Source organism: Streptomyces sp. DH24, assembly GCF_029813775.1.
Classification (GTDB): domain Bacteria; phylum Actinomycetota; class Actinomycetes; order Streptomycetales; family Streptomycetaceae; genus Streptomyces.
On sequence record NZ_JARVKW010000021.1, the window covers coordinates 35,630 to 47,688 of the forward strand.

Annotated in this window: 8 protein-coding genes; 3 read left to right on the plus strand and 5 right to left on the minus strand. The window is 71.3% G+C overall.

The features are described 5' to 3' along the window. Nucleotides 1-133 precede the first annotated feature (133 nt). The 3 genes from QC282_RS18450 to QC282_RS18460 all read left to right on the plus strand — a co-directional run bounded on the left by QC282_RS18450 (nucleotide 134) and on the right by QC282_RS18460 (nucleotide 2,628). Nucleotides 134-697 (plus strand): RNA 2'-phosphotransferase, encoded by a 564-nt coding sequence (locus tag QC282_RS18450; RefSeq protein WP_279550566.1) that lies wholly within the window; start codon nucleotides 134-136, stop codon nucleotides 695-697. A 64-nt stretch (nucleotides 698-761) separates the two neighbouring features. After that, nucleotides 762-1,664, plus strand: a complete 903-nt coding sequence (locus tag QC282_RS18455) for an LLM class flavin-dependent oxidoreductase (protein WP_279550567.1) — start codon at nucleotides 762-764, stop codon at nucleotides 1,662-1,664. A gap of 76 nt (nucleotides 1,665-1,740) precedes the next feature. Next, entirely contained in the window at nucleotides 1,741-2,628 is an 888-nt protein-coding gene (locus tag QC282_RS18460; protein ID WP_279550568.1) for a Cof-type HAD-IIB family hydrolase, read from the plus strand. A 245-nt stretch (nucleotides 2,629-2,873) separates the two neighbouring features. Here the strand turns inward: QC282_RS18460 and QC282_RS18465 are convergent, their stop codons facing one another. The 5 genes from QC282_RS18465 to QC282_RS18485 all read right to left on the minus strand — a co-directional run bounded on the left by QC282_RS18465 (nucleotide 2,874) and on the right by QC282_RS18485 (nucleotide 11,937). Beyond that, nucleotides 2,874-3,926, minus strand: a complete 1,053-nt coding sequence (locus tag QC282_RS18465) for a M23 family metallopeptidase (protein WP_279550569.1) — start codon at nucleotides 3,924-3,926, stop codon at nucleotides 2,874-2,876. Nucleotides 3,927-4,053: 127 nt separating this feature from the next. Next, nucleotides 4,054-5,718, minus strand: coding sequence for a GAF domain-containing protein (locus QC282_RS18470; protein ID WP_279550570.1), 1,665 nt, complete (start codon nucleotides 5,716-5,718; stop codon nucleotides 4,054-4,056). A 175-nt stretch (nucleotides 5,719-5,893) separates the two neighbouring features. After that, nucleotides 5,894-9,391 (minus strand): thiol reductant ABC exporter subunit CydD, encoded by a 3,498-nt coding sequence (gene cydD / locus QC282_RS18475; protein ID WP_279550571.1) that lies wholly within the window; start codon nucleotides 9,389-9,391, stop codon nucleotides 5,894-5,896. Between the two features lie 12 nt (nucleotides 9,392-9,403). Next, nucleotides 9,404-10,408, minus strand: coding sequence for a cytochrome d ubiquinol oxidase subunit II (cydB, locus tag QC282_RS18480; RefSeq protein WP_279550572.1), 1,005 nt, complete (start codon nucleotides 10,406-10,408; stop codon nucleotides 9,404-9,406). 20 nt (nucleotides 10,409-10,428) lie between these two features. Next, nucleotides 10,429-11,937 (minus strand): cytochrome ubiquinol oxidase subunit I, encoded by a 1,509-nt coding sequence (locus QC282_RS18485; protein ID WP_279550573.1) that lies wholly within the window; start codon nucleotides 11,935-11,937, stop codon nucleotides 10,429-10,431. Nucleotides 11,938-12,059 lie beyond the last annotated feature (122 nt).

Below are 12,059 nucleotides of genomic sequence, written 5' to 3' on the forward strand. Positions count from 1 at the left end.
AACTCCGGGGAGGGAGCGGCCAGTTGTCCACAGAATCGCCAATCTGCCTGTGGATAACTGCAGTTGGTTGTGGATCAAACATCGGAGGCAAAATCAATCGCGTGATTCGCGTCTCTCCCGGCACCCTGGTGGGATGAGCGAAAGCAAGCCCGACGACAGACGCACCGTGAAGGTGTCGAAGTACCTCTCGAAGCACCTGCGGCACCAGCCGGAACGGATCGGGCTGTCTCTGGACGAGGGCGGCTGGGTCGAGATCGACGTCCTGATCGCCGCTGCCGCCGCCCACGGCTTCCCGTTCACCCGGGAGGAACTGGACCACGTGGTGGCCACCAACGACAAGCGGCGCTTCGCGGTCGAGGGCACCCGGATCCGCGCCAGCCAGGGCCACAGCGTCGAGGTAGAGCTGGGCTTGTCTGCCGCGACCCCGCCGCCGTACCTCTACCACGGCACGGTCGCCCGCAATCTGGACGCGATCCGCGCCGAAGGGCTCCGGCCGATGGACCGGCACGACGTGCATCTCTCGCCCGACCGCGAGACCGCGACCCGGGTCGGCGCCCGCCGCGGCCGACCGGTCGTGCTGAGCGTGGACGCCGGCGCCATGCACCGCGACGGCCACGAGTTCCGGGTCAGCGACAACGGCGTGTGGCTGACCAAGGCCGTACCGCCGCAGTACCTGCGGTTTCCCGGGTCACGCTGAGGAGCGGTTTCACGTGAAGCAGCTGTTTCACGTGAAACCCGGCCGACCGCATACGCTCCATGCCATGAGCCTGCGTCTGAGCACCGTGATCCTTCCGTACCGCCGCTGGCACGAAGGCGGCCGTTCGGCCTGGGTGCGTGCCGAGCAGCTCGGCTTCCACACCGCGTACACATACGACCACCTGTCCTGGCGGAGCTTCCGGGACGGTCCGTGGTTCGGTGCCCTGCCGACGCTGACCGCCGCCGCGGCCGTCACCGACTCGCTGCGCCTGGGCACGCTGGTGACCTCGCCCAACTTCCGGCACCCGGTCACCCTGGCCAAGGAACTGATCTCCCTCGACGACATCTCCGGCGGTCGGGTCACCCTCGGCGTGGGCGCTGGCGGCACGGGCTTCGACGCCACGGCGCTCGGCCAGGAGCCCTGGACCCCGCGGGAGCGTGCCAACCGGTTCGCCGAGTTCGTTCCCCTGCTCGACCAGCTGCTCACCGAGGACTCGGTGTCGTACGAGGGCGACTACTACTCGGCGCACGAGGCGCGCAACATCCCCGGCTGCGTACAGCGGCCCCGGCTGCCCTTCGCGGTGGCCGCGACCGGGCCGCGCGGACTGAAGCTCGCCGCACGTCACGGGCAGGCGTGGGTCACGACCGGCGACCCCAAGCTGTACGAGAACGGCACTTCTGAACAGTCGATTCAGGCCATTCGCGGCCAGGCCGAGAAGCTGGCCGACGCCTGTGCGGCCATCGGCCGGGACCTGACCACGATCGACAAGGTCCTGCTCACCGGTTTCACCCCGGACCGGAGCCGCCCGCTTCAGTCCCTGGACGCGTTCGTGGATTTCGCGGGCAGGCACCGGGAACTGGGCTTCACCGAGATCGTGATCCACTGGCCCATCCCCGACTCCGACTTCGCCGCGGACCAGAAGGTCTTCGAGCAGATCGCCCTGGAAGCAGCGGCGCAGCTCGGCTGACCCGACGGGCGGTACGGCCCCGCCGAGGGGCCGTATCTCCTCAGATGTGCGGACTCCCGCACGCCCGTGCAGGCATATGCGGGACAATGGCCGGGTGACCTCAGCTACCCGACAGCCCGACATCCCCGCCGCCGCTGTCCGTCCGCGGCTGATCGCCACGGATCTCGACGGCACCCTGCTGCGCGACGACAAGTCGGTCTCACCGCGCACGGTGGCCGCCCTCGCCGCCGCCGAGGAGGCCGGCATCGAGGTCTTCTTCGTCACCGGCCGCCCCGCCCGCTGGATGGACGTCGTCAGCGACCACGTGCACGGGCACGGGCTGGCGATCTGCGGCAACGGCGCCGCCGTGGTCGACCTGCACGGCGGCCCCGGCGCGCACCGGTTCGTGAAGGTGCGGGAGCTGGCCCGGCAGAACGCGCTCGACGCCGTACGGCTGCTGCGCGAAGCGGCACCCGGCACGGTGTACGCAGTCGAGCAGACCTACGGCTTCCACCAGGAGCCGGACTACCCCAAGCTGCACATCGAGGTCCCGGACAACCTCGCTCCCGCCGAGGAGCTCCTCGGGGACTCCGGCCCCGCCGCCGGTCAGCCGGTGCTGAAGATCCTCGCCCACCACCCCTCGATCGACCCCGACGCCTTCCTCACCCTGGGCCGCCTCGCCATCGGCGACCGCGCCAACGTCACCCGGTCCAGCCCCAGCGCCCTGCTGGAAATCAGTGGCCCCGGCGTCTCCAAGGCCAGCACGCTCGCCCTGTGCTGCGCCGAGCGCGGCATCTCGCATGAGGAGGTCGTGGCCTTCGGTGACATGCCCAACGACGTCGAGATGCTCACCTGGGCCGGTCAGTCGTACGCCATGGGCAACGCGCACCCGGATGTGATCGCCGCCGCGTCGGGACGCACCGTCGCCAACAACGACGACGGGGTGGCCGTCGTGATCGAACGGTTGCTGGCCGAGCTGCCGTAACGTCACGGCACGACTGGCAGGGGACCGCGGCGCCACAGCACGACTGGCAAGGGCCGCGGTGTCACAGCACACTGCCAAGGGCCACAGCGGCACGGCACGACTGCCAGGGGGCCGCGGCGTCACAGGAGCCCGCCGAGAGCGCTGGAAGGCGGGGCATGCCGGCGAGGGCGCGTGAGGCGGGAGGCAACCCCGGCAAGAGCGTCGTAGGGCCGGAGCACCCCGGCGAAGGCGTCGTCCGCGGGCTGTCATCCCTGGCCGAGCCGTACGCCGCGCTCGGCCAGCCACGGCTGGGGGTCCAGCGCCGAGCCCATCTCCTTGGTGACCCGCACCTCGAAGTGCAGATGCGGTCCCGTGGAGTTGCCGGTGGTGCCCGCCTGACCGATCCACTGCCCCGGTGACACCCGCTCCCCCTGGTCGACGGCGACGGAGGCCAGGTGCGCGTACTGCGTGTAGTAGCCGCCGGGATGCTCGATCACCGTCTCGATGCCGAACGGGCCCCCGCAGGACACCCGCACCACCCGGCCCTTGCCCACCGACCGCACCGGCGTCCCGATCGGCACCGCGAAGTCCTGACCGGTGTGCCGGTTCGCCCACCGACTGCCGCCACTGCCGAACCCCGCCGACAGCTCGTACGTCTCCACGGGTGCCACCCACTTGCCCGTGAACCGTGTCTCCGGCTGGTCCAGCCGCACCGCGCCCCGGCACGCGCCTGCAGCGACGGAGGCGTCCGCCTGCCCCTGGAGCTGCCAGCGGGCCCGTTCCAGCTTCTGCTCGATGTCCTTCTTCAGAGCGGCGAGCTCGCTGGTGCGTTTCTCCAGGACCTGCCAGGCCGCGGCGGCCTTCGCCTCGTCGGCGGCGAGCCTGGCCTCGGCGCGGCGGCTCTTGCTCACCGCGTTGTGCACCGCGAGATCCGCCTGCCACACCGCGTGCTGACCGCGCATCAGCTCCTCCGGGCTGTCCGCCAGCACCATGTGCGCCGCCAGCGGAAGCCCACCGCTGGTGCGGTACTGGGCGCGCGCGATCCGGCCCAGGTCCTCCCGCAGGACCGTGATCTTCTGCCGCTCCCGCTCCAGCAGCCCTTCGAGCCGCTGTGCCTCCGCCCGCTGCACCTCGGCCTCGCGCCGCCCCGCCTCGTACTGCCGCGTCGCCACGGCCGCGTCCGCGTAGAGCCGTGCCACCTGCGCGCCGGCACTCGTGTCGGAGCCGTCCTCCGCGGCGTCGGTGGGCCGGGCGGCGAGCACGGCCAGCGCGCACAACAGCGCCAGGACGAGCAGCGGGTGGCGGCGGGACGATCGCATGACAGCGATCGTGTCCCGCGACGGCCGCTGCGGTCCTGTTCACGTCGTACGGCTGGGGGACCACACGCCACGGACGGATGAGCGGTACCGCCGAACAGCCGTCTCCCGCGTCACGACTGACTGAGGGTCATTCGAGGGGTGCCCGCCACACGACCGTCGTGCCGCCGCCGGCCTCCCCGAGTCCCGGGCCGAGCAGACAGTCGCCTCCCAGGGATTCGGCGCGCCGGCGGAGGTTGAGCAGACCGCTGCGGCGACCGCCTTCCGGGATGCCGACGCCGTCGTCCGCGACGGCCAGCCGGACGCCGGGCCTGCCGTCCGGCAGCGTCACCGTCGCGTCCACGACGACCTCGATCCGTGAAGCACCCGCGTGCCGGAAGGCGTTCGACAGGCTCTCCCGCAGCGCGGCGATGAGGTTCTTGCCGGTCACGTCGCCGACCGCGGTGTCGACCGGACCGACGAAGCGGTGCGAGGGCGTGAAGCCGAGGGGCACGGCCGCCGTGCTGATCTCGCGCAGCACACGCGTGCGCAGTCCGGACGGCGCCTCGGCGAAATCCTGCCGGAGCGCGAAGACGGCGGTGCGGATCTCCTGGATCGTGACGTCCAGTTCGTCCACGGCCCTGCCGACCCCGTCGCGCACCTGAGGCACGTCCGACCGGCGCTGCGCGCTCTCCAGCATCATCCCGGTGGTGAACAGCCGCTGGACCACCAGATCGTGCAGATCGCGGGCGATACGGTCACGGTCCTCGTACACCGCGAGCCGTTCCCGGTCCCGCTGAGCCTCCGCCGTCATCAGCGCGAGCGCGGCCTGCGCGGCGAACTGAGCGGCGAGCGTGCGCTCCGTGGTGGTGAACGGACGTTCCCCGCGCGCGCGTGGCGTGACGAGGCACCCCAGGAGGTGTCCGCCGCTGCACAGCGGGAGCAGCATCACCGGACCCCACTTGCGCAGGACATCGCTGGTCAGGCGCCGGTCGGTGGCCGCGTCGTCGATGAAGACGTCCTTGCCGTCGAGGAGTGCGGCGACGACGGGGCTGTCCGGCGGTACGACGATCCCCAGCGCCTTCGCGGGCTCGTCCGCGGCGACGGCCACGACCTCCAGGCCGCCCTCGTCGGCGGGCAGCAGCACGATCCCGGCGAGCGCCCGGGACAGCCGGCGGGCGTGCTCGGCGACGACCTGGAGGGCGTCTTCGAGATCACCGCCGGAGAGCAGGGCGGCCGTGACGGCGACCGATCCGTCGATCCAGCGTTCCCGCTGCTGGGTCGTCTCGTACAGCCGGGCGTTGCCGATGGCGATGCCGGCCTCCGTGGCGAGCACCCGGACCGTGTCGAGGTCCTGTTCGTCGAACGGCCTCCCGCCGCGCTTCTCGGCCAGGTACAGATTCCCGTAGACCTCGTTCCGGAGCCGGACGGGGACGCCCAGGAAGGCGCGCATCGCCGGGTGGTTTACCGGGATGCCCTGCGTACGCGGGTCCGTGGTCAGGTCGGTGAGCAGGACCGGTTCCGGGTCACGGATGAGGGCGCCGAGCAGGCCCGTGTGCCCGTCGGGCAGCCGCCCGATACGGCGGGCGGTCTCCGGGTCGACGCCGTGGTGGACGAAGTCGGCCAGGCCGTTCCCGTCCTCGTTGAGTACGCCGAGGGCCGCGTACTGGGCGTCCGTGAGGGCCGCCGCGGTGACGCAGATCCGCTGCAGCATGCCGTGCACTTCCAGACCGCTGCCGACCGACCGCACTGCCTCCAGCAGCCGCCGCACCCGGGTGTCCGGCGGCGGGGGACCGGCAGCTGGGGTGGCGGACATGAACCGAGCCTAATCAGCTGGGTTTGGTGCAGAAAGTCGGGAAGCGTCGTTTCACGTGAAACATGACGCCCGGCCGACGAGCTCGGCCGGATCGCCGACGCCGCCTGCCGCCTTCCGTCTGCCGCCTGCCGTCTGCCGTCACGAGCGGCCCGCCGCACGAGAGCGGGCCGCCCGTTCAGTGGGCCGCCGTCAGCAGTTCTGTCGCCGCCTCCCGCTCCGCCATCGCCCGCAGCGGCCCCGGTACGGCGGTCAGTTCCGCGAACGACCCGCGCTGGGCCACGCGCCCTTCGTCCAGGACGATCACCTCGTCGACGTCCTCCAGGCCCGCAAGCCGGTGTGTGATGAGCACCGTCGTGCGGCCCTCGGTGGCGGCGAGCAGGTCGGCGGTGAGCGCGTCGGCGGTCGGCAGGTCGAGGTGCTCGGCGGGCTCGTCCAGAACGAGGACGGGGAAGTCGGCGAGCAGGGCACGGGCCAGCGCCAGCCGCTGCCGCTGCCCGCCGGACAGCCGCGCCCCGTGTTCGCCGACCAGCGTGTCGAGCCCGTCGGGCAGGCTGTCGGCCCACTGGAGCAGCCGGGCGCGGGCGAGCGCGTCGCGCAGTTCCCCCTCGTCGGCGTCCTTGCGGGCCAGGAGCAGGTTCTCGCGCACCGAACTGTCGAAGAGGTGCGCGTCCTGCGCGCACAGCCCTACCAGCCGCCGTACGTCGTCGCCGTCCAGGGTGCGTGCGTCGACCCCGGCCAGCGTGTAGGAGCCCTGGTCGGCGTCCAGGAACCGCAGCAGTACCTGCGCGAGCGTCGTCTTGCCGGACCCGGACGGCCCGACCACCGCGACCCGGCGCCCTTCGTCGAGGGTCAGGTCGAGCCCGGCCAGCGCGTCCCGGTCCTGCCCCGCATGGCGGGCGGCCAGGTTCCGCACGACGAGCGTAAACGGCGCGTCGGGCGCCGGGTGGGGCCGCGCCGGTTCGCGTACCGGCGCCGGGGCGTCCAGCACCTCGTACACGCGCTCGGCGCTCCGGTGCACCCGCTGCCGGTACTGGACGGCGAGCGGCATCCCGAGGACGGCCTCGAAGGCGGCCAGCGGGGTGAGGACGACGACGGCCATGACGACGCCGCCGAGCCGCCCGTCGGCGACCGCCTGGGCACCGAGGAGCGCGGTGGTGGCGACGGTCAGGCCGGAGATCAGCGCGGTGAGCCCGTCGCCGAGGGCGGTGGCGGTCGCGGCGCGTGAGGCGATCCGGGTGAGTGTGCCGTCGGCCCGCCGCGCCTCGGCCGTCCGGGCGGGCAGCGCACCGGCGACGGCCAGTTCCGCGGTGCCGGTGAGCAGGTCGGTCACGCGTGTCGCGAGCACTCCCCTGGCGGGAGCGAGCCTGCGTTCCGCTCGGCGGGCGACGGCACCGGTGACCAGGGGGACCCCGGCACCGGCCGCCAGCAGCCCAGCGGCGAGGGCGGCGCCGGCCTCGGGCAGCAGCCACGCCGTGAAGGCGACGGAACCGGCGGACACCAGCAGTGCGGCTCCGGCGGGCAGCAGCCACCGCAGCCAGTAGTCCTGCAGCGCGTCCACGTCGGTGACGAGCCGCGACAGCAGGTCGCCCCGGCGGGTCCGCCGCAGACCGGCGGGCGCCAGCCGTTCCAGCCGCTGGTACACGGCGACCCGGGTGTCGGCGAGCATCCGCAGCACCGCGTCGTGCGACACGAGGCGCTCGCCGTAGCGGAAGACGGCCCGGCCGATGCCGAACGTGCGCGTCGCCGTCACGGCCACCATCAGATACAGCACCGGCGGCTGCTGCGAGGCCCGCGAGATGAGCCAGCCGGAGGTCGCCATGAGCCCGACGGCACTGCCGAGAGCGAGGCTCCCGAGCACCAGCGCCAGGCCGAGCCGCCCGCGCCGGGCACCGGACATGGCCCGCACCCGCGCGAGTACACCGCCCGCGGCGCTGCCGGACTCCGTCTGGTGTCCGGAGGTGTCGTTCGTTGCCGGCGCCTCCTCGACCCGTCGGGCCCCGACCGCCGCGGCCGAGGCCTGAACCGCGGGGGTCGGCAGCGACGTCCCGCCGTCCAGGCGCACCACGCGATCGGCCAGCTCCAGCAGTGCCGGCCGGTGCACGACCAGCAGGACCGTCCGCCCGGCCGCCAGTCGCCGTATCGCCGCCACGACCTCTGCCTCGCTCGCGCCGTCCAGGGCGGCCGTCGGTTCGTCGAGCAGCAGCACCGGCCGGTCCGCGAGGAACGCGCGGGCCAGCGCGAGCCGCTGCCGCTGCCCGGCGGACAGCCCGGTGCCGTCCTCGCCGAGCACGGTTCCCAGGCCCTCGGGCAGCGCGTCCACGAACTCCAGCGCCCCCGCGTCGGCCAGCGCCCGCCGTACGGCGTCGTCGTCCGCCTCGGGCCTGGCCAGCCGTACGTTCTCGGCGACGGTCCCGGCGAACAGGTGCGGGCGCTGCGGCACCCAGGCGACCCTGGCGTGCCACTGCGCCAGGTCCAGGCCGCGAAGGTCGGCTCCCCCGACGCGCACGCTGCCCTGGCCGGGCCGGACGAAGCCCAGCAGGACGTTCAGGAGCGTCGACTTGCCCGCGCCGCTCGGTCCGACGAGCGCGACCGTCTCCCCGGGCGCGACCGCGAACGTCACGTCGGACACGGCGTTCTCGGAGCGCCCGGGATAGCGGACGGTCACGCCCTCGAACGAGAGCGCTCCGTCGGGCACGGCGGCGGTACCCGGGGCCGACGCGGGCGTCTCCAGGACGGCGAAGATCTCCTCGGCCGCCGCGAGGCCCTCCGCCGCCGCGTGGTACTGGGCGCCGACCTGGCGCAGCGGCAGATACGCCTCCGGGGCGAGCACGAGGATGACCAGACCCACGTACAGGTCCATGTCGCCGTGGACGAGCCGCATGCCGATCGTCACGGCGACGAGCGCCACGGACAGGGTGGCGAGCAGTTCCAGGGCGAAGGACGACAGAAAGGCGATCCGCAGGGTCCGCATGGTCGCCTGCCGGTACTCACCGGTGATGCGCCGGATCGACTCGGCCTGCGCCTTGGCCCGCCCGAACACCTTCAGCGTCGGCAGTCCCGCCACGACGTCGAGGAAGTGTCCGGACAGCCGGGACAGCAGACGCCACTGGCGGTCCATCCGGGACTGGGTGGCCCAGCCGATCAGCACCATGAAGACCGGGATGAGCGGGAGTGTGCCGACGATGATCGCCGCCGACACCCAGTCCTCGGTGACGATCCGCGCCAGCACCGCCACCGGCACCACGACCGCGAGCCCCAACTGCGGGAGGTAGCGCGAGAAGTAGTCGTCCAGCGCGTCGACTCCCCGCGTGGCCAGGGCGACCAGCGATCCCGTCTGCTGTCCGCCCAGCCATTCGGGGCCGAGCGCGGTCGCCCGCTCCAGCAGCCGCCCGCGCAGCTCCGACTTCACCGCCGCGCTCGCCCGGTGAGCGGCCAGTTCCGTGAGCCATGCGACCAAGGAGCGGCCGACCGCCACGGCCACCAACAGCAGCAGGGGAGTGCGCAGTCCGGCGACGGACAGCCCCTGCTGGAAGGCCCCGACCACCACCTCGGCGATGAGCATGGCCTGCGCGACGAGGAGCAGCGCTCCGACCGCGCCCAGACCGACCACGGCCAGCAGGAAGTGCCGGGTGGTCCGGGCGTACCGGAGAAGGCGGGGGTCAATGGGTTTCACGTGAAACACACCTCAGTGCACGGGGTCGGAGATGTGCTGGGTGCCGATCCGCTTGCGGAACACCCAGTAGGTCCAGCCCTGGTAGAGCAGGACGATCGGCGTGGCAATCACAGCGCACCAGGTCATGATCTTCAGGGTGTAGGGGCTGGAGGAGGCGTTGGTGACGGTCAGGCCCCAGTCCTCGTTCAGCGAGGACGGCATGACGTTGGGGAAGAGCGTCAGGAAGAGCATCGCCACGGCGGCCACGATGGTGACGCCGGACAACGCGAACGACCATCCCTCGCGTCCGGCCTGGTTCGCCACCAGCGCCAGGACCAGCGCGGCGACCGCTACGACGAACGCGACCAGGCTCTTGCCGTCACCGCCGTCGACCTGGGTCCACAGCAGGAACAGCAGGGCCAGTACGGCCGTGACAAGACCGACGCGCGACGCCAGCTTCCGCGCCCGTTCCCGGATCTCCCCGACGGTCTTGAGAGCGGTGAACACCGCGCCGTGGAAGGTGAACAGCGTGAGCGTCACCAGCCCGCCGAGCAGCGCGTACGGGTTGAGCAGGTCCCAGAGGTCGCCGACGTACTCGAAATCCTGGTCGATCTTGACGCCGTGGACGATGTTGCCGAACGCCACGCCCCACAGGAACGCCGGGAGCAGCGAGGTCCAGAAGATCGCGTGCTCCCAGTTGCGCTGCCAGTTCTCCTCGGGCCGCTTCGCCCGGTACTCGAAGGCCACGCCCCGGATGATCAGGCAGACCAGGATGAGCAGCAGCGGCAGGTAGAAGCCGGAGAACAGGGTGGCGTACCACTCGGGGAAGGCGGCGAAGGTCGCGCCGCCGGCCGAGAGGAGCCACACCTCGTTGCCGTCCCAGACCGGTCCGATGGTGTTGATCAGTACCCGCCGCTCGGGCCGGTTGCGGGCGAGCAGTTTGGTGAGGACGCCGACCCCGAAGTCGAAGCCCTCCAGGAAGAAGTAGCCGGTCCACAGGACGGCGATCAGGACGAACCAGACGTCGTGCAGTTCCATGACTGTGCAGCTCCCTCGGCCTAGTACGAGAAGGCCATCGGCTTGTCGGCGTCACGGGTGTCGCCGCCGATCTTCGTGGGCGGGTTGAGGTCGGCCTCGGTGAGTTCGGGCGGGCCCGCCTTGACGTACTTGGCGAGCAGCTTGACCTCGACGACGGCGAGGATCGCGTAGAGCGTGGTGAAGACGATCATCGACGCGAGGACCTCGCCCGTGGAGACGCCGGGGGAGACCGCGTCCCGGGTCCTCAGGACGCCGTAGACCACCCACGGCTGGCGGCCCATCTCGGTGAAGATCCAGCCCCACGAGTTGGCGATCAGCGGGAAGCCGAGGGTCCAGATCGCGATGCGCCAGTACCAGGTGGTGAGCTTCGGGCTGAGTGCCTTGTTCGGGAAGAGGACCAGGTGCGGCACCTCGTCGTCGCCGACCCGCAGATGCTGCGGCAGCATGAACTTCTTCCGCGTCAGCCAGAGTCCGGCCAGGCCGACGGTGAGGGACGCCATGCCGAAGCCGATCATCCAGCGGAAGCCCCAGTAGGTCACGGGGATGTTGGGCCGGTAGTCGCCGGGCCCGTACTTCTCCTGCTCTGCCTTGTTGACGTCGTTGATGCCGGGGACGTACGAGCTGAAGTCGTCCTTGGCCAGGAAGGACAGCAGGCCGGGGATCTCGATGGCGACCTTGTTGTGGCCCTTTTCGACGTCGCCGTAGGCGAAGACCGAGAAGGGCGCCGGTGCCTCGCCGTCCCACAGGGCCTCGGCCGCGGCCATCTTCATCGGCTGCTGCTCGTACATGATCTTGCCGAGGACGTCACCGCTGATCGCGGTGAGCGTGCCGCCGACCACCAGGGTGACCAGGCCGAGCCGCAGCGACATCTTCATGTCGCGGATGTGCTTCTTGCGCAGCAGGTGGAAGGCCGAGATGCCGACCATGAAGGCACCGCCGGTGAGGAAGGCGGCGGAGAGGGTGTGGAAGGCCTGGGCGAGCGCGGTGTTCTGGGTGAGAACCAGCCAGAAGTCGGTGAGCTCGGCCCGGCCCTTGGCCTCGTTGATCCGGTAGCCGACCGGGTGCTGCATCCACGAGTTGGCAGCGAGGATGAAGTACGCCGACAGGATCGTCCCGATCGAGACCATCCACATGCAGGCGACGTGGATCTTCTTGGGCAGCTTGTCCCAGCCGAAGATCCACAGGCCGATGAAGGTGGACTCGAAGAAGAACGCGATCAGCGCCTCGAAGGCGAGGGGCGCGCCGAAGACGTCGCCGACGAACCGCGAGTAGTCGGACCAGTTCATGCCGAACTGGAACTCCTGCACGATGCCGGTGACCACGCCCATCGCGATGTTGATCAGGAAGAGCTTGCCCCAGAACTTGGTCGCCCTGAGGTACTTCTCCTTGCCCGTGCGCACCCAGGCGGTTTCCAGGCCGGCCGTCAGGGCGGCGAGGGAGATCGTCAGGGGGACGAACAGGAAGTGGTAGACGGTGGTGATGCCGAACTGCCAACGCGCGAGCGTCTCGGGCGCCAAAGCCAATTCCACGTCGGGCTCTCCTTACATCGCCGTGGACACAGGCACTTCGTCCCTTTCGTCACACCCACGAGTGGAGCAACCGGGACACGCTTGTGAAAGCGTTCACATTCACAAGCAATTATGACGCACCG